The 19207-nt window shown below is 28.7% G+C and carries 16 protein-coding genes; 14 read left to right on the top strand and 2 right to left on the bottom strand.

Translation table 11 applies throughout. The features are described from left to right. The first annotated feature begins 237 nt into the window (after positions 1-237). The 10 genes from OC535_RS05655 (at position 238) to OC535_RS05610 (ending at position 10689) form a co-directional block, all read left to right on the top strand. Positions 238-1842 (top strand): IS1182 family transposase, encoded by a 1605-nt coding sequence (locus OC535_RS05655; RefSeq protein WP_498823154.1) that lies wholly within the window; start codon positions 238-240, stop codon positions 1840-1842. Positions 1843-2145: 303 nt separating this feature from the next. Then, a complete protein-coding gene (locus OC535_RS05650) occupies positions 2146-2274 on the top strand; it encodes a hypothetical protein (protein ID WP_498823363.1) in 129 nt (42 codons plus the stop codon). Between the two features lie 55 nt (positions 2275-2329). After that, entirely contained in the window at positions 2330-2587 is a 258-nt protein-coding gene (locus OC535_RS05645; RefSeq protein ID WP_034595228.1) for a hypothetical protein, read from the top strand. A gap of 11 nt (positions 2588-2598) precedes the next feature. Next, on the top strand, positions 2599-5466 hold the full coding sequence (locus OC535_RS05640) for a hypothetical protein (RefSeq protein ID WP_498823362.1): 2868 nt from the start codon (positions 2599-2601) through the stop codon (positions 5464-5466). 109 nt (positions 5467-5575) lie between these two features. Further along, positions 5576-6301: a hypothetical protein gene (locus OC535_RS05635; protein WP_227052704.1), complete on the top strand. Its 726-nt coding sequence runs from the start codon at positions 5576-5578 to the stop codon at positions 6299-6301. A 41-nt stretch (positions 6302-6342) separates the two neighbouring features. Then, on the top strand, positions 6343-6780 hold the full coding sequence (locus OC535_RS05630; protein WP_498823361.1) for a S24/S26 family peptidase: 438 nt from the start codon (positions 6343-6345) through the stop codon (positions 6778-6780). Between the two features lie 385 nt (positions 6781-7165). After that, entirely contained in the window at positions 7166-8362 is a 1197-nt protein-coding gene (locus OC535_RS05625; protein ID WP_498823360.1) for a nucleotidyltransferase domain-containing protein, read from the top strand. 16 nt (positions 8363-8378) lie between these two features. Next, positions 8379-8642, top strand: a complete 264-nt coding sequence (locus OC535_RS05620; RefSeq protein WP_498823359.1) for a PqqD family protein — start codon at positions 8379-8381, stop codon at positions 8640-8642. 53 nt (positions 8643-8695) lie between these two features. Continuing rightward, positions 8696-10354, top strand: coding sequence for an ABC transporter ATP-binding protein (locus OC535_RS05615; RefSeq protein WP_227052701.1), 1659 nt, complete (start codon positions 8696-8698; stop codon positions 10352-10354). A 191-nt stretch (positions 10355-10545) separates the two neighbouring features. Beyond that, a complete protein-coding gene (locus OC535_RS05610) occupies positions 10546-10689 on the top strand; it encodes a hypothetical protein (protein WP_227052700.1) in 144 nt (47 codons plus the stop codon). Between the two features lie 74 nt (positions 10690-10763). Here OC535_RS05610 and OC535_RS05605 read toward each other — a convergent pair whose 3' ends face one another. After that, positions 10764-12107 (bottom strand): O-antigen ligase family protein, encoded by a 1344-nt coding sequence (locus tag OC535_RS05605; protein ID WP_498823358.1) that lies wholly within the window; start codon positions 12105-12107, stop codon positions 10764-10766. A gap of 4 nt (positions 12108-12111) precedes the next feature. Beyond that, positions 12112-12891, bottom strand: a complete 780-nt coding sequence (locus OC535_RS05600; RefSeq protein ID WP_024720638.1) for a LytR/AlgR family response regulator transcription factor — start codon at positions 12889-12891, stop codon at positions 12112-12114. 308 nt (positions 12892-13199) lie between these two features. Between OC535_RS05600 and OC535_RS05595 the strand changes: the two genes are divergently transcribed. The 4 genes from OC535_RS05595 to OC535_RS05580 are packed head-to-tail and all read left to right on the top strand — an operon-like array spanning position 13200 to position 19115. After that, positions 13200-15695 carry a SpaA isopeptide-forming pilin-related protein gene (locus OC535_RS05595; protein WP_498823357.1) on the top strand — a complete coding sequence of 832 codons (2496 nt, stop codon included), beginning with the start codon at positions 13200-13202 and terminating at the stop codon, positions 15693-15695. A 22-nt stretch (positions 15696-15717) separates the two neighbouring features. After that, positions 15718-17352 carry a SpaH/EbpB family LPXTG-anchored major pilin gene (locus OC535_RS05590; protein ID WP_498823356.1) on the top strand — a complete coding sequence of 545 codons (1635 nt, stop codon included), beginning with the start codon at positions 15718-15720 and terminating at the stop codon, positions 17350-17352. Between the two features lie 51 nt (positions 17353-17403). Continuing rightward, a complete protein-coding gene (locus OC535_RS05585; protein ID WP_024720636.1) occupies positions 17404-18261 on the top strand; it encodes a class C sortase in 858 nt (285 codons plus the stop codon). Further along, positions 18261-19115, top strand: coding sequence for a class C sortase (locus OC535_RS05580; RefSeq protein ID WP_227052695.1), 855 nt, complete (start codon positions 18261-18263; stop codon positions 19113-19115). The genes OC535_RS05585 and OC535_RS05580 overlap by 1 nt, the downstream gene beginning before the upstream one ends. Positions 19116-19207 lie beyond the last annotated feature (92 nt).

Raw genomic sequence — 19207 nt, 5'->3', positions numbered from 1 at the left:
TAAATATAAGTTAAACAATTGATGTATAAATGTTGTAATTTATATTTAGATTAGATAGAATAATAGAGGTTTTAACCGAATTTGAAGATAAAAATAATAGAAAGGAGTGAAATGAAAAAATATTTTGATTCGCAATAGCTTATAAGCTATTGGGGCTGTAACGAGTAAATAATTATTTTACAGCTTCATAAAACAAAAAAAGCGCTCAAGCGAGCGTTTTTTTGGTATAATATTTTCATGTCAAATATTAATATTAACACTTCAAATTATAACTCATTTCAATCTTATTTGCTACTGGATTTTTCTTTTTCTTTTGAAAAAGATGTTCCCCATGATGATATTTGTAGAACTGTTTTAGAAGTCGCTCGGGAGGTAAATATAAATAAGTATGTCGACTTCTCTCACAGAAATACACATGGTTATGATTCCTTTATGATGTTCGTTTTAGTTCTGCTTGCTAAAGCTGAATACGGCTATGCTTCTACCAGACGCCTTGAACGTCTTTGTAAAACTGATATTAGATATATGTTTATCGCTAAGAATCAGTGTCCCAGCCATATGGCTTTCCAAAGATTCATCAATGATGATTTAAAGATGTCTATCGATGATATTTTTTATGAAATCAACAGGTATATTGTAAAAAAGATGAATATCAATACTGATGTCCTATGTATCGACGGGACTAAATATGAAGCTAATGCTAATAAAAATACTTTTGTTTGGCGTGCTAATACGATCAGAAACAGAACTAAACGCTGGAAAAAGACTAATCAGTGTATTGACAGAATCAATAGATATTTTAAGAAAAATAATATCAATCTAAGATATTCATTACTAAAAGAGCCAAGTATCGATTATTTATTGAATATCAGTGATAGGATAGAAGAATACATGAAAGATGAAGATATTGATTTTGTACATGGCAGGGGCAAAAGAAGAAGTGATATTCAAAAATTATATGATGAATTAAAAGAACACGCGATGAAGATGTTTGAATATACAATTCATATGGACATTCTGGGAGAAAGGAACAGTTTTTCCAAGACAGATCCTGATGCAACCTTTATGCATATGAAATATGATTATTATAATCATACAAATGTATTTAAACCGGGATATAATATCCAAATAGGCGTGAGCGATGGAATAATTAGAAATATTTATATCAGCAGTGACGGTAATGATATAAATACATATATACCATTTATGGAAAAATATTATGAAGCATATGGATGTTATCCTAAGAAAACACCGGCTGATGCAGGATACGGAAGTTATGAAAATTATGCATACTGTAAAGAACATAATATCGAGTTGTATATGAAATATAGTGGATATTACAAAGAGAAAGAAAAAACAAATGATAAAAACAGATTTAAAAAAAACCATATGAAAAGGACAGAAGAAGGAGGATTCATATGTCCGGCAGGACATGAATTTGAATTAGAAAAAGTCACAATTGATGAACGAAGTGATTATGAGAAATTAAATTTTCTGTTTAGAAATAAAAACTGTGAAGGGTGTCCACTAAGAAGCAGATGTACAAAATCAAAATCAGGACGAACAATTAATCATAACTACCAGTTAGAGGAATATCAAAAAGAGGTCAGAGAGAATCTGGAAAGCGAAGAAGGAAAAAAACTAATAAATAAGAGAAGCAGTGAAACAGAAGGAACATTTGGTGATATAAAAACAAATCAGGGATATGGAAGATTACGACGGAGGGGAGAAAATGGTGTAAAAGAAGAGATACTGTTAGTCGGAATAGGACATAATCTGAGGAAATATCACAGATATAAACAAAAAAACAAAGAATACGAAGAAAAAAAATCAATAAGCTAGAAATTTTAAAAAAAAAGAAAGCTAGTTCTTTTTAAGTGCGTCAAAAATACCTGAAAGTATCCAAGTAAATAAATATTTGGATATTTTTTTGTTATGAATGAGGAGAAATTAAAAACGGGACATAAAAAAAGCGAATGAATAGCCAAAAACTATTCATTCGTTACAGCCCCAATAGCTTATAAGCTATTGTAATATTTATTCTAAATATTACAATAGCTTATAAGCTATTGTAATATTTATTCTAAATATTACAACATGTTAGTTATTACCTATTATTAAATATTATAAAGGATGGAGAATATTATGAAAGAAAACTATGCAGTACCAGAAATTGATGTTATTAAATTTAATGCTGAAGATATGATTTTAATGAGTGGAATCGGTGATAATGATGGAGAAATCGGTGGTGATTGGGAAGGAGTACCAGATTAAAAGCTATCCAAATTTAAAGATTGTCTAATTATCTATTGATTAATAAGGTGGTAGAGTGAAAAAAAAGATATTCATGGGCATTATTACTATTTTAATTATTATTGGAATATTTATATTGGGTCAAGTTTGTAATAAAGGAATTCAAAATAAACAGTCTGTAGAAAGAAATCCTGTTCCTCAACAAGATTTTAAAAACACAGATGATAATAATAGTAAAGATAGTGATGAAGATATTGATCAAAACGCTCAAGATAAAAATGTAGATTCTTTTGGTGATAATGAGGCTGAAATACCATGGGATTTAACAGAATAAGGAGAGAGGAAATGAATATAAAAAATAAAAAGTTATGGATAAGCTTAACTCTTATATTTACGATGATTTTTGGAAATTTAGGAGTATTATTTGCTGTAGAACCAGCTAAAGTTGATGAAAATTTAAATATTGATTCAATGGAAATACGTATAGATGATAAATTAGGACTACGAGTTATTTCATCTATTGATCAAGATTATTTAAATGAATTAAAGACAGCTGGAAAAACAGTTGAATATGGGACAATAATATTACCAGGATCGGTTTTAGAAGCCAATAGAGGAGCTGAGTTAACTGCTGATGGTAAATATGTATTAAATGGTACAACTTATACTCCTATGAAAATTGTTGCTGGTCAAAATTTTAAAACAGAAAATAATAAAGTGTATTTTACGGGTGTTTTGACGGGACTTAAAAATTCTAATTTTAATACAAGATATGCAGCTAGAGCATACATTAAAATTGGTGATGATATTGCATATTCTAATCAGACTTTGATGCAGTCTAGTTATACAGTTTCTCAAGAAATGGCTGGTTCTTTACAAAGAAGTAGTGAAGAAAAGGATTGGGTCGTAAAAAATATAATTGATGTTTGCGATGAATACAAAGGGTTTTATCGCGATACTTTGACAATTACACAGTCAGATATTGTTAATGATAATTATGATTTAAATGGAACAAGTAGTATCAGAAATTATAAAAATGTTATCATTGATTCTTCTGTACAATCAGGAAAGATCAATTTTAATAATATTAGAATTAGAAACCTAGAGGTTTCAAGTGAAGCTAACGTTGAGATCAATGCAGAAAAAACTCTTTTCGATAGCATTGATACAGTTATGGAAGCTAGAAGTGTGCGTTCTTCAGGTAAGGTAGTTTTAAATTTAAAAGAAGGAAGTAATCTACCAAATTTAGTGGCTGCTAGTAATATGACTGTTAATGGTGATTTAACTATTGATAATTTATTAGTATCTAATCTTGCAGATTTAAGTATTAATCTTGCAGTTGGGAATATAACAGTAAATGCAAGTGCTAATGGAAGTATTTTAACATTAAATAAAAATGTAGATAATGTAATTCTTAATGGAAGTGCTATTGTATCTGGTGTGGCTCATGTTAATAATATAAATATCAATACCAAAGTCGAAAATACAGTAATCAATAATACAGTAGGTAATGTTAGTATTTCTAATAATGCTAGTGGTTCAAATATTGAATTAAATAATAACGTTGGAAATATTATTGTTAATGGAACAGGTACAAATATTACTGGTAGTGGAAATGTTGATAAAGTTGAAGACAATGGAAACAACAATATTGAATTAGTGATTAATTATAGTATTGAGGCTGTAGAAGTAAAAGGGATGAATCGAATGATCGTTACTTTATCTAACGCTACTAATGAATCGTTGACAAAAGAAGATATGGCAATTTTATGCCATGGTGGAACAATAATGACGATTTTAGATGTAACAACTGCGGATAATAAGACATATGATATTTCAACATCGACTTTTGCTAGAGATGACACATATACATTTTCTATCGAATTAGATGATGGAAGAATTATTCAAAAAGAATTTTCTTATAAAGTAAATTGTCCTACAGTAACCAATGCAACTGTTTTAAGAAGTGAAGAAACTAGAGCAGAATTCGATTTATTTGATGTTGATGAAGGTGGATATGTATATATTTATATTCCTGGACATACGCAAATAATGGAAACTTCAAGATCAAGTGATATTAGTGTTGATTTAGTTAAAAAGGGATATAAACAAGAAATTAAAACAGGTTTTAATAAAGTATTAATTAATGGATTAAATAAGGGTATCAGTTATAAAATGTATTATGTTTTAGAATCATATGATGGTAGAGCATCTGATGTTCATGGACCTTTAGATATTAGTGGTTCGATTCAAGAAGATCCAAATATTTCTAGAGAATATCAAATTGAATTTGTTGAAGAAAAGCCAATGAATACAATTACAATTAAATTGAATAAGGCTCCAGAAGAAGTATTGACATTACAAAACTTCTCATTTATCTGTCCTGCTAATTCAGCAATTACAATTGATAAAGCAACCTTAATAACAAGTCTAGATCGTTTAACTTATACGATCGTTATTCCAGAAAACTATGGTCATCTTGATAATCAATACACAGCTAAAATAACTTTTAGTGATGGTACTGTGGCTAAAAAGAACTTTGTAGTACATTTTAATCCCCCAAGAATAACATCAGAAACAGTAGAACGTACTGCTGAAGACAAAATTAAGTTTAGTTTTAATTCTGATGAAGCGGGAACATTGTATATTGGTACATATTCATGGAACGGTGCTGTTAGTAATGAAAATAATACACCAAAAGCAGCTGACGTTATAAGTGGTGCAGTTGCTTCAACAAGTAAAGTAATGTATGCTGGATATAACGAAATAGAGATTCCATATAATGGAACTGACAAAAATGTATTTATGGTATATGTTGATGCAGCTGGTAACTATCAGGCAGGATATGCTTCGCATACAGTAGCCAAAATTCCTGATTATATTCCACCAGTAGATCCTAATCCTGTATTACCGATAGATATTGAATCTGTTGAAGCCGAAGCTGATTGGGGAACATATGTGGAAGTTGTATTTACAGAAATACCTGATGAAACATATTCATGGAATAGTAGAATCACTTTTGCAGTAGTCTCTGGAGGAAGTTTGCCATCAGGATTATTGATGAGTACAAGTATGGATTGTGATAATCCAAAAAAATTAAATATTGAAATTATGAATGCTGAATTTACAGTTGGTGCTACTTATAAAATCATGATCAGCGTTGATAAAGATGGTGAGACATATAAACTTGAAAAAGAGTTTGTTGTAAAATAATCAATATATATAAGTGTATAAGAGCTAATTCTATTAGCTCTTATTCTGTATATTTTAAGGTGTTTGTTTTCAAAATAGTAAAAAATAATGAAAAGAGGATTTAATAAAGATGGGATTTTATAAAATAGCTGGTTGTATAGTTGAATATGAACCAATTTATTTTTTATTAAAAAAGCAAATGGAAGAATATCGTGTAGATGAACAAAAATCAGATATACAACTTTCGATAAGTGAAGCGTTTTGTCGTGTTAAACAACAAGAAAATCCTCATTTGACGTTAGAGCAATGCGAATATATTTTTGCAGGGTCAGAGTTTTATCGCAAATTAATTAATTTAGGGGGATTCATGCTGCATGCCTCAGCTATAGTGGTTGATAATAAAGCTTATTTATTTTCAGCTCCAAGTGGTACTGGTAAATCAACACATACTAAATTATGGCAGGAATGTTTTGGTGATAAAGCGATTATTATTAATGATGATAAACCGGCAATTAGGATTGAAGAGGGTAAGTGCTTTGCTTATGGGACACCTTTTAGTGGTAAAACTGATGAAAATTTGAATTTAAGAGTGCCTTTACAGGCAATTTGTATGCTTGAAAGAGGAATAGAAAACAGAATTGATTTGATCACGACTAAAAAAGCAATACCACTGATCCTACAACAAACAATTTTGCCAAGAAATCAGATTATGCTCGAAGAATTATTTATAATGTTAGAGGAGGTTTTAAAAAAAGTACCAATTTATCGGATGAAATGTAATATTTCCAAAGAGGCAGCATTAATGGCTTATAATAAGATGAAAGATGATAAGCGCGAAATTAAAACATTTATTTAATATTATTTGCAGTTAGTAAAAATGGAAAAGGGATTATTTGAATGATGAATGAAAAATTAGAAGATATCTTATTAAAAAAAGGATATTTAGTTACAATGCCATCTGGAAGTAGTATGCTGCCATTAATAAGACCTGATCGAGATACTGTAGTTATCAAAAGAAGGATTCCTAAAAAATATGATGTTGTTTTATATAAAAGAGATAATGGAAAGTATATTTTACATCGAGTTTTAAAAATAAAAGATAAAGAATATGTCATGTGTGGTGATAACCAATGGAAAAAAGAGTTTGGAATTACTGAACAGCAAATATTAGGGGTAATGGATGGTTTTTATCGTGATAATAAATATATTGAGATATCATCATATAGATATAAATTATATGTAAGATTTTGGTGCTGTTTTTTATGGCTTAGGAAAATGATGATATATCTGTTTAAAATAGTTAATAAATTAAGACATGATCAGGATATAAGATGATTAAAATCCAGTAATGGTTGAAAAATATAAATAGTATTAATTTTATTGGGTTTTAAATGAAATAATTGATTGATAAATTATTGTAATTTATCATTAGATTAGATAGAATAATAGTGGTTTCTAACTAGAAAATTGATAAGAATTTATGGATAAATTAAATAATTTAAAACGCAACAGCTTATAAGCTGTTGTAATATTTAGAATAAATATTACAACACACTAGTTATTGTCTATTAAATATAAAAATTTATCAGGTATTTTATAATGTTTGTCAGCATAAAAATATCAGTAAATTAAATCTAGTTTACCAATTTAAGATAAAAACAATAAATCTTAAAAGTTAGTCATTTTAATAACTTTTATTTCGTGTAAATTGGAGGTTATAGTGAATAAGACAAGAGAACACAAATATATTTTTAAAATGTTAAAAGCAGTATTAAACGATAATTATTCATTAACAGTAGAAGAAGGATTAGATTGGAATTACATACATAAATTATGTAAGTATCATCGCATTAATAATATTATTGGCTATTTATCAAATGAGCAGACAAATATGCCTAAAGACATCTATCAACAATTTAAACTGGCAATGCAAAAAGGCATAGTTAGAGAAGCTAATCAGCATTTTGAATTGCAGCAGATTCAAAAAAAGTTTGAGGAATGCGGAATTGAAAATGTGCCTTTAAAAGGCAGTATTCTTAAGAACTATTATCCTTCACCAGATATGCGCTTTTTAACAGATTTAGATATTTTATTTAAAGAAGAAAAGACAGAATTAGTAAAACAGGCACTATTGGAAATTGATTATCAAATATATGCCCTTGGAGGTCATCATGATATTTATTTCAAAAGACCTCATCTAACTGTTGAAATGCATCGCAGCTGTTACAGTGATAATGATGTTTTAAATGCATTATTTGATACAGTTTGGCAACGTTGTACTAAAACAGCTAATAGTGAATATGCTTATGAGATGAATATTGATGATTATTATCTTTTTATGGTCGGACATCTAGCAAAACATTTTATACATGGTGGAATTGGAATTAGGATGCTGCTGGATTTTATAATTTTTGAAGATAAATTAGAGGCTCGCTGTAATCGGAATTATATTGAGACAAATTTAGAAAAAGCAGGTTTATTGAAATTTGAAAAAGAAATAAAGATTTTAATAACCAATTGTTTTGATGATGATTATCAATTCGAAAATGATGATTTAATCAATTGTATTATTAATAGTGGTGCTTATGGTACTGTTCAAAATAGTTTGAATAATCAGATGTTGAAAGATGGAAATAAAACAAACAGGATCATAAAAAACAGAGTCAAAATGTTACATGGGCTAGTTTTTCCTAGTTTAAAGAATATGAAGTCTAAATATACATATTTAAATAAGTTTCCGTTTTTACTACCATTTGCCTGGATTCACCGTGGTGTAATTAAGTTTATTTTTGAACATAGTGAATTTGTGAAAATAATCAAAATGCCCTTTAATAAAAAAGGCATGAAAGAAACAGATAAAGTTTTAAAAAAAGTGGGATTTGATAATGATGAGACTTTATCAAATAAAAAGAACTAAGAAAGGTGATGAAATAATGAAGATAAAACCTGGATTTATAATTAGAAAATTAGCAGATAATTATGTAGTCGTTCCGGTCAATAATCAAAATGAGTTTCAAGGGATGATTCAGCTTAATCAAACAGGTGCTTTTATTTGGCAACAATTAGAAGCTGGTAAAAATGAAGATGAGATATTGTCTTTAATGTTGGAAAAATATGAAATAAGCATAGAAAAGGCTAAAGAAGATATTACTTTATTTATTGAAAAATTAAGAAAAGATAATTTGATAGATGAATAATAGTTGACAGAAATCATCTGTCTAGAAGATTAATGAGTTAAAGGACAGAAATGATGAAAAAAAATGGAACAATAAAATGGATATATAAATGTAGTAAAAGATATTTATGGATGGTAGGACTGTTAACAATAATTAGTATGGCAATTTCAGGAAGTTTTATTTTGATTGCCGTAGTATCCAAAAAAATATTAGATATCGCAACCAAAAGTACTACAGGTTCAATTTTAAATACTTGTGTATTTTTGTTTGGAATCATTGCTTTTCAAGCTGTAGCTAATATTATTTCAAATAATTGTCGGGTGCGCTCACAAGCAAAAATTGAAAACAGCATGAAAGAATATCTTTTAACGACACTATTACATAAAGAATATCAGGAAATCATAACTTTGCATTCCGGAGAATTAATGAATCGTTTTACAAGTGACATTGAAATCGTAGCCGGTGGAATTGTTGGTTTTATTCCACAGATGTTTTCTTTGTTTACTAAAATTATTGCAGGAATTTGGGTTTTGTTTACAATAGATGCTAAATTTACGTTAATTATTTTAATAATTGGAATGATTACTGTTATATGCAGCCGTCTTTATAGTAAAAGATTCCGTTTTCTTCATAAAGAGGTACAGAAATCGCAGGGAATAGCGCGTTCATTTATGCAAGAATGTATTGAAAATGTAATCGTAATTAAATCGTTTGTAAATGAAGATTCAATAAAAGAGCAGTTAGAAGAAAAACAAAATTATAATTATCAGCTAAGGGTCAAGCAAAATGCAATAAGCAATCTTGCTAGTACTAGTATTTACGTAATGATGACAACTGGTTATTATGTAGCACTTGGCTGGGGCGCGATTCAAATTTCTCAAGGCCTTTTAACTTTTGGGACGTTGACAGCTTTTTTACAGATCATTGACCAAATCAAAGCACCATTTCGTAATGTTTCAGGATTGATTCCTCGTTACGATAGTATGATTGCTTCAGCTGCGCGTTTAATGGAAATTGAGAATTTGGAAGATGAAAGTAAGGATCATAAAATTGAAAATATAAAAAGTTTTTATGAACAGTTTGAAGGAATTGTTTTAGAAAATGGTAATTTTTCTTATGATGATAAAGAAGTATTAAAGGATGTTTCCATTTTCATTCCAAAAGGAAATGTTATTGCTATTACAGGGGAATCTGGTAATGGAAAAACAACGTTATTTCATCTGCTATTGGGTCTAATTAAATTAAATAGTGGAAAGCTGTTTATTCAAACACATGATGATCAAATTATGATTGATGCTGGAACAAGAAATATGTTTTCTTATGTTCCCCAGGGTAATATGATTTTATCAGGAACGATCAAAGAGAATATTTTATTTGGTAATCAAAATGCTTCTGATAAGCAAATTGAACAGGCTATAGAAATAGCCTGTTTAAAGGAAGTAATCGATGAATTACCAGAAGGAATAAATACGGTATTAAAAGAAAGAGGTATTGGTCTTTCAGAAGGACAAAGACAGCGCATTGCTGTAGCTAGAGCAATTATTAGTGAAGCGCCAGTGTTGTTACTTGATGAATGTACTGCTTCTTTAGATGGTGATACTGAAAAGAAATTATTAGATAATTTAAAGAATTTCCAACAAAAAACGGTATTGTGTATTTCTCATAGGAATGCTGCTATTGCCTGCTGTGACTTAATTATAAAGGTAAAAGATAGTAAAATTTATTATGAGTAAATCAATTAAATCATATTTTAGATACGATATATTTTTATGAATGTTATTTATCTTTGAGAAAATCAGAATATTAAGAAATAATGAAGTTATATAGATATACTTATTTATGTGTATATTATACGTTTCTTTAGTGATAAAATTTTTTATAAAAAAATTTAGAAGATCCATTTGGATAACAGAGAGGAAGAAAGATGAATAGAAGAAAGATCCTTTTATTGATAATATTTCTTATTGCTTTTACAGTAACTGGATGTCAAGCTAATCAGAATGATAATTCTGATAATGATGTTCAGGAAATAGAGGAAACTGAAGTTGAAGATCCTTTCAATGAGTAATAAGTTCATTAATTTAATTAAATATTAATAAAATATTTTAAAATAAAAATAACCAAAGTGCTGATGCATTTTGGTTATTTATTTAGTTGCTCATTTAAGCAGCAATAGCCTAAAAAGTTCCAAGCAATAACAGTAGAAAGAGAATAGACATAAAAGACACCATAATCAAACATCCCACCAATAACTTCGCTAATGATAATTAAACAAAACAATAATAAATTAAAATACTCTTTTTTATCATGATAAGCTTTTAATAAATTACTAAGTTTTTTAAAACAAGAAATAAAGAAAACGACAAACAAAGAAAACCCAATAATACCAGTTGTAACTAAAGATTCAATAAATTCATTATGACTATGAACGACTTGAATTCCTTGAATCGTAGTACCAGCAGTTTCTGCCATTCCCATTTTTCTAAAATTATTAGCACCAATACCTATAATAGGACTAATTTGCCAAACTTCAAATGAAGTATTCAGTAATTCTAATCGGCCGCTACTAACTTGATCAAGTAGTTCAATTGTTTTAGACGTATCACCTTTTAATAGAGAAATCGTAGCCTCATATATTTTTTCTAATTGAAAACGACTTTCTTCTTGTAATTCACTTGAATTATTAAAAATCGTTGAAATTCCTTTATCAATCAATAAACTGCTAAAAACAATTAAAATACAAGTACTGCATAAAACGAAGATTTTTTTGATTTTTCGATAATTTTTCTTTTTAATAAAAAAATAATATATCAACGCAGTTAATATAACTGCTAAAATGATTAAAGCACTACGACATTTAGTAAGAATAATATAGATAAATTGAATGATGATATTAAAATAATAAATTTTTTTATATTTATAATTATTTGTAATTGCATAAATAGCCAATAAAATCGTAATACAAGCTAAAAAAGCAGCAGGATTACAATTAAAATAAACCCCAAATAAACGCTCCCCAGAGACACCGATCATCCAACCGTTTTTAGTATCATAAAAATTAAATAAATACATGATCAAAGAAATTCCACTGGCAATTCCAACTAAGACATTAGTAAAGGGAATAATTGTTTGTATTTCTTCTTTGATAGTAGTTTTAGTCGTATTTTTTTTGTTACTAAAAATTAAAGTAAAAACTATTAATTGCATGATAGCAATTAAGTAAGATTTAAAATCACTGTATTTTTGGTTACGAATAGTTGCTAAAAACAAAATCATGCCATAAGTATAAATAAGTATTTTATTCTTATTTATACTTATTTCATTATGTGTTAAATCATTGATAAAAATTATTAATGCCCAAATAATGATCATTACAGCTAAAATATTATTTTCGATTCCTAAATATCCTAAAGCTAATGTATTAATAAAAACATATAAAATAAATGCTAATTTAAAATATTTTCTAGATAAGATAAATTTTAACATTTATTTAATATGAATGGTCAGTAATTTTTTTGATATTGTTGATAGCATAATTATTTTTTATGTATTTAAGATATTTTGCTTTAATTTGTTTAAAAGATTGATTAGAAATAGGAATAATTTCTTGTCTTTGCATTACAAAGGTATGATCGTTCATGATTTTTTGAACATAATCCATATTAATTAAATATGATTTATGTGGTGAGATAAAGGATTCGTATTTTAATAATGGTTCCATCCATTTTTTAAAAGAAGTCCTAATTGTAGTACTTTTAATGATAGAACCATTTTTGGTATGAATAAATAGATGATGATTTTCATATTCTACAAATGTTATTAGGCGACGGTCAATAGTAACGGTACCTTTTTTGGTTTTAATTTCTAATAAGCTAAGCTCAGCATTTTTTAATAATTTAAAAATAGTTGAAAGTAGCGCAAAAAGCTGTTTTTTTGAAACCGGTTTTGGTAAAATTGCAAATGGTAGTATTTTTAAATAATCATCTTGATATGTATTAATATTAGTAATGTAAATTATAAATGCATACGGATTAAGTTGACGAATTCTTTTACCTATAGATAAACTGTTTTCAATATTTTTATTTGATATATTTAAAAAATAAATATCAGCGATATTTTCTTGTTCATTAAATTCATTCAATTCTAATGATGAATAGAATTTAAGGATTTTAAAATGAGATTCTGATAATCTAGGTAAATATTCTTTAAAAACTTCAACAATAGGTTCAAGTAGATTACGTTCGTCACTGTATAGAACAATTTTATACATGATATAAATCCCCCCTCTATAATTATATGCATAGATAGTTTATCATATCTAATGTAAATTTTCTATAAAATTAATATTAAGAAGATTAGTAGTAATATTTTTACAAAATCCTTTGTTTTAAAGTGTAATTATTATATGTTTGAGAAAAAAAGTTATTTAGTTAGTATAAAATGTTATTATAGATATGATTAATTAATATTGCATTTTATAAATAATATTTTATTATCAAAAATTAAATATTAGTTGATCAAGTTTTTATCAATGCAGTTATTTATTTTAAATAAAATATAAATGAAAGGAGGGAGAGTATGAACAAGGTAAAACGATCGTTAGTCCTTTTATTAGTGGGAGCCTTATTATTTTCTTTTATTACGGTTTTATCATCTGCTGATGTCACTATTCCTCAGGGCCCGATAGATAGTGTGAATAGAGATAATGGGATAAATCAAATCATGGACGCTGGTGTAGAAGATATAAATTTTGCAACTGCTATATATGATGCTTTTGTTGAAAATAATTATTTCGGTGATGAATCTAAAAATGTTAGAGAAATACTTGGTGAGTATACTGGAGATATTGATGCATCTAATCGAGGCGTTGAAAGTATTTATGGAATTGAATGGTTAAGAAATGCTAAAAGTGTAGATTTGAGCAATAGAGAAGATAGTTCTAATCCAGATATAAAAAATAGTATTACAGATTTAACACCAATTACAATAGATTATATTATGAGTATTGCTGATTTGCCTTCCGCATTTAGTGACGAACCAGTTTGGTTTAAAAATAGAAGGAACCTAGAAATAAATTTATCAGGTAATCCTATTCAAAAATATGGAGACTCAGTAGGAAGACTAGGATTAACTTTTACTGCTGAACAGCCTCCAGAAATTTCTACTGATGATATAGTAGCGATTAAAGAAAACAACGAGAATAATTGGTCTGTTACTAAAAATATCACTTTACCAATTTTGGAAGAAAATGGTAAAGAAATTAAATTTTCTGATGGCTTTCGAAGTGATAGTGAAACTATTCACATTACGCGAATTGAGTATAATACAACGAACAGAGAGACTAGTATAAATTATCCTGAACTGGAAAATAGTAATTTACAGATTATAAACATAAAACAAAGCGGAGTCGTTTATGCTGGTTTAGGAATCGATGAGAGCAGTAGAATCTCTTATTATAAAAATACACCAATTGGTGATGTAGCAAATCGACTTGACCCTGATAGTATAACATTTAATTACATGACAAATTTTACTTCACGGATATACATGCCGGTCAAAGCTAAAAAAGAAGTTAAAGTTGATATCAAAGTTACTAAGTCTGCTACTTGTGATTATAGTGGTAAAAAAGTTGTTGGTGCCAAATATTATTTATATGATGCTTTGACGAATGAAAGAGTTTCTGATAAAGAATATATTACTGATGATAATGGTGAATTTTGGATTGATGATACGTTGCCGGTTGGTGAATATTATCTATTAGAATTTGAGGCACCCGAAGGCTATTTAATTAATGAAAGTAAAATTAGCTTTAGTGTTATTGATGATCAGCGAGAAATAAGTGTTTCTGGTGGTGATAAAGATTTAAATATTAATGCTGGAACTATTCAAGAAGATCCAGATACTGTATACATAGATCGATATTCGAATAATGTTGAAGTTAATATATCTGAGGATCCTAATTATGCGTTAGATCATCTTGAGATTACTTATTTTGATCGAGATACACAGGCTTATAAAACAATTACAGGGCCTCAGGATGGAGTAAACTTTACTACTGCTCAAGAAGTTGCTGATTGGATCAATTCTAATAAAGGTAATAATGATGCACCTGGAATTATTGATGGTGAAGTTAATATCAAAGCTTTCTTTGTATATCATAAAGAATTGCTTACATCAGATCCACGACCAGTTACTAATGTTGAGTTTACGAAAAATGGTAGCGGTTTAGATGGTACAGGCGAAGTTGTTCAAACGCCATTAGCTGGAGCAGTATTTAGATTAGAGTGTACACATAAGCATACTGAACATTGTAAAGATGCCAATGGCGGGTATAGTCAATGTACTGATCCCCATACTGATTGTGGTGATTATTTGACAGATGAAGGATGTAGCTGGAGCAAAGAAGTTACTAGTGGTGAAGATGGAAAAGTAGTATTCGAAAATGTTAATACTGGCACTTATAAAATAACTGAAATTGTTGTACCTGATGGTTATTTAGTACCAGAAACGACCTGGACAGTAGTAGTTGATGCTTCTAAAAATACTTTTAAGATCAGTGCTGATAATGATGAAAACGATAATCTGATTAGTGGTGATCAATCAGAAGGTTATACCATAATTAATGAATCTTTTAATGTAAAAGTTAAAAAAATAGATAGTAAAAATGGAGAAGTATTAAAAGGAGCTTCGTTTGAGTTATTTAAGCTTAATGAGCAAGAACAGTGGGATAGTGTTGGTACTGCAACTACTGGTGATGATGGCTTGGCTTATTTTGAAAAACTTAGCGAAGGTCAATACATGATCAGAGAAATTGAAGCTCCCCCTGGATATGAACTCATAACAGAAGTTATTGAGTTTAGTGTACCATTTGAATATGATACTACAGATATTAATGGCATTGAGAGCACTTTTTCTGATGATACAAAAATTATAACATTCACAATTTCTGATAAAGTTGGTGTCAATTTGCCTAATACTGGTGCTACTTTAACTGCAAGAATTGCGTCTTTAGGAATTGCGATTATGGGATTTATGGCCATATTGATAAAAAAATTAAATAATAAAAAAAATTAAATATGAATGAGGAGAGGAAAATATGAAGAAATTATTTAGTACAATTATTGTTTTCCTAATGGCATTTGCTTTAATGATGCCTGCAGGAGCAAGTGAAAAGGTTGATACTAAGAACAACCCAGTAATTGATTCTAGTAAAACTTCAGGATCAATTACGATTTCAAAAAGAGGATCAACATTTAGTATTTATAAAATTTTAGATGCTAATTATAAACAAGGACAAACTAATGTTTATAATTATACTGTAAATAATGCATTTACTGGTTTAATTGGTGAAAATGGAAAATATAGTATTGATGATATTGCTAAAATGCCTAATCAGTTAAATATTAAAATATTTGATAATGATGGTAATTTATCAAGTATTGAAGATCCAATTACTGAAGCAACATCTAATTTTACAACTGATGTACAAGCATTTATTAATACTAATGATATAAATCCAGCTGCAACGATTGCATGTGCAGATGCTGAAGGAGCTTCTGCTACAGCTAGTGGTTTAGAATTAGGATTATATATTATTGTTGAAACTGGAACTACAGCTTCATCTGCTAGTGTAGCTTCAAAATCAATGTTAGTTCCTTTACCATACGTTGATAAAGATGATAGTGGTGATGCTAAATGGAATTTTGATTTAGTAATAGAACCTAAAGATGAACCTGTAACATTAGATAAAAATATTCGTAAACAAAATGGGGAAGAATTCGAATTAGTTAATACAAGTACAAACAATATTGGTGATGTTCTTGAATATCAAGTAGATACAGCAATTCCACATTATGATGCTTCTACACTTTTAAGTTCAATTAAATATACAATTACCGATACATTAAGTGCGGGATTAGATTTTACTCGTCAAGATGAACTTAGTATCGTTGTGGCTGATTTTGCTGGTAATGAAAAAACATTAGTTAAAGATACTGACTATACTGTATCATACAGTGCAGATGGTAAGACGATGACAATAAATTTTGTTTATCCAAATATCATGGCTTATAATACTTTACAATTAAATTATTATGCTGTAATTAATGAAAATGCAGTTATTGGTGGTGGCGAAAACCCTAATGAAGTTACATTAGAATATACTAACAATCCAACTACTGGGCAAACTTCTAAACCTTGGGATGAAACAAAAACTTACACTTATGGTCTTCAGATTTTAAAATATGATGCTGAAAATGAAAATACAAAATTAGCTGGTGCAGCTTTCGAATTACAAGATGAAGCTGGAAATGTAATTGCGGCTTATGAATATGATGAAAATGGAGTTGTTAGTGGTGATGGTTTAGTTGAAACTGATGAAAATGGTCTTGCATATTTCGTTGGATTAGAAGCTGGAACTTATTATCTAGAAGAAACAAAAGCACCTGAAGGATATCAAATTTTAGATGGTAGAGCTAAATTGGAAATCGATGCTGATTTAGAAACAGGTGATGTTGAATATAGATTAAATGGTACTGTAATTGCAGAAACTACTGCTATTGAAAATGGTGGTTCAATTAGTAAAGTTGTCGTAACAAGATTCGCTAATACTAAAGGATTCAATTTACCAAAAACTGGTGGTGCTGGTACTTGGATGTTTACTGTTGGTGGTATTTTGATTATGGCAAGTATGATAACAGTATTTGTTAAGTTAAGAAAAAAAGAAAATTAATTAAATAAAGAACTACTTTGGTAGTTCTTTATTTACATAAAGGATGTTACTGTGAAGAAAAGAGTAGTTAAAATAATATTAATAATTGGATTTATAGCTGGCCTAGCAATTAGTTTATATCCTTTAGTTAGTAATATGTATGCTAAAAGGAGTCAAATGGATGTCATCAATGAATATCAAAAAGAGGTCGCTGATAGCGATGAAGAAAAGATTGCTCAAGAAAAAGAATTAGCCCTTACTTATAATCGTAAACTTAATCAGACAGTGATTTTATCCGATCCGTTTGATCCTAATGCTATTAGTATGGCAGACGAGCAGTATTATGAAATCTTGAACTTTACAAATGATGGAGTTATGGGATATATTAAAATTCCTCGTATTGGCGTTAATTTGCCAATTTATCATGGTACTGATCAAGAACATATGCTTAAAGGGGTAGGACATTTAGTAGGAACTTCTCTACCAATTGGTGGAGTCGACAGTCATGCAGTTTTATCAGCTCATTCTGGCCTTTCTTCAGCTGATTTATTTACTAATTTAGTTGATCTAGAAAAAGGTGATCTATTTTATATTTATGTGTTGGATGAAGTTTTAGCGTATGAAGTCGATAATATTAAAGTAGTAAAACCTACAGAGACTGATGACTTAAGAATTACTAAGGGTGAGGACTATGTTACACTAGTAACATGTACACCATTTGGAATAAATAGTCATCGTTTATTAGTTCGAGGTCATCGAGTCGAATATAATCCTGATGATGAGAAAAAAGAGGCTAATAAAAGTAATGATGATATTTGGTTTAAAGAATATATTAAATCGATTATTAGCGGTGTAGGTGTGATCGTTGTCATTTTGGTTATTGTTTTTGTGGCAAAGAGAATAACTAGAAAGGTAAGGAGGAAACGTTAATGTTAAGGAAATTTCTAATTATACTTACAATTGTTGGCTTTTTTGTAGGATTGGGAATTTTCTTGTATCCACAAATTTCTTCCTGGTTGATAAGTAATGACATCAAGACGACAATTAATGAATTTAAAGCTACTGAAATATCTTCTCAACCTAAAGAATCGGATCCATTATATCAAGAAATGTATCAATATAATCAAAATTTATATTTAACAGGACAATCTGATATAAGTGATGCCTGGACTTTTGAACAAGAAGAGTTTACATTAAATAATTATGATTATAAAAATGATGTAATTGCGACGATTACAATTCCTAAAATGAATCTTGAATTACCGATTTATTTAGGGGCAACTAAGGAAAATATGGCAAAAGGAATTGTTAATTTGGGGAACACTTCTTTACCTATTGGTGGAAAAAATAGTAATTGTGTTTTGGCTGGACATCGTGGTTATCAAGGAGCACCTTTTTTTAGAGATATTGAAGATTTAGAAATAGGTGATAAAATAATTATTCAAAATTTTTGGGAACAATTAGAGTATAATGTTTCCAAAATAAAAGTAATTTATCCTAGTGAAAGTAAACAAATATTAATTCAAGATGATAAAGATATGATTACATTGATTACATGTCATCCTTATCGTCATAATTATCAAAGATATGTGGTTTACTGTGTTCGTAGTGATGAATTTGATGGAAATATTACTGATAATAAAGATACTAAGATTATTTCTTCTAAAAAAGAAATAGCAATTGAACAAAACCTGCCATATATCATGATAGGAATATTAGGAATTATTGTAATTATTACTTTCATTTATTGTAAAAAAAAGACAAATAAAAATATCGCTAGATAGCGATATTTTTATATAAATAAGACTGCATAACTATGAACTACATGAATTTTATCATATAAATTAAAGTTTTTATCATTACAAGCAATATCATT

It is taken from the genome of Clostridium sp. Marseille-Q5894, from assembly GCF_946902305.1.
Taxonomy (GTDB): Bacteria; Bacillota_I; Bacilli_A; order Erysipelotrichales; family Coprobacillaceae; genus Thomasclavelia.
The sequence above is the reverse complement of the archived record's forward strand: the minus strand, read 5'-3'. Positions and strand labels throughout refer to the sequence as shown.

Excerpts from the sequence above, each read along its gene's own strand:
- OC535_RS05650 (WP_498823363.1), top strand. The coding sequence starts at position 2,146 with ATGAAAGAAAACTATGCAGTACCAGAAATTGATGTTATTAAATTTAAT.
- OC535_RS05600 (WP_024720638.1), bottom strand. The coding sequence starts at position 12,891 with ATGTATAAAATTGTTCTATACAGTGACGAACGTAATCTACTTGAACCT.
- OC535_RS05630 (WP_498823361.1), top strand. The coding sequence starts at position 6,343 with ATGATGAATGAAAAATTAGAAGATATCTTATTAAAAAAAGGATATTTA.
- OC535_RS05590 (WP_498823356.1), top strand. The coding sequence starts at position 15,718 with ATGAAGAAATTATTTAGTACAATTATTGTTTTCCTAATGGCATTTGCT.
- OC535_RS05655 (WP_498823154.1), top strand. The coding sequence starts at position 238 with ATGTCAAATATTAATATTAACACTTCAAATTATAACTCATTTCAATCT.
- OC535_RS05580 (WP_227052695.1), top strand. The coding sequence starts at position 18,261 with ATGTTAAGGAAATTTCTAATTATACTTACAATTGTTGGCTTTTTTGTA.
- OC535_RS05635 (WP_227052704.1), top strand. The coding sequence starts at position 5,576 with ATGGGATTTTATAAAATAGCTGGTTGTATAGTTGAATATGAACCAATT.
- OC535_RS05615 (WP_227052701.1), top strand. The coding sequence starts at position 8,696 with ATGAAAAAAAATGGAACAATAAAATGGATATATAAATGTAGTAAAAGA.
- OC535_RS05620 (WP_498823359.1), top strand. The coding sequence starts at position 8,379 with ATGAAGATAAAACCTGGATTTATAATTAGAAAATTAGCAGATAATTAT.
- OC535_RS05605 (WP_498823358.1), bottom strand. The coding sequence starts at position 12,107 with ATGTTAAAATTTATCTTATCTAGAAAATATTTTAAATTAGCATTTATT.
- OC535_RS05610 (WP_227052700.1), top strand. The coding sequence starts at position 10,546 with ATGAATAGAAGAAAGATCCTTTTATTGATAATATTTCTTATTGCTTTT.
- OC535_RS05595 (WP_498823357.1), top strand. The coding sequence starts at position 13,200 with ATGAACAAGGTAAAACGATCGTTAGTCCTTTTATTAGTGGGAGCCTTA.
- OC535_RS05640 (WP_498823362.1), top strand. The coding sequence starts at position 2,599 with ATGAATATAAAAAATAAAAAGTTATGGATAAGCTTAACTCTTATATTT.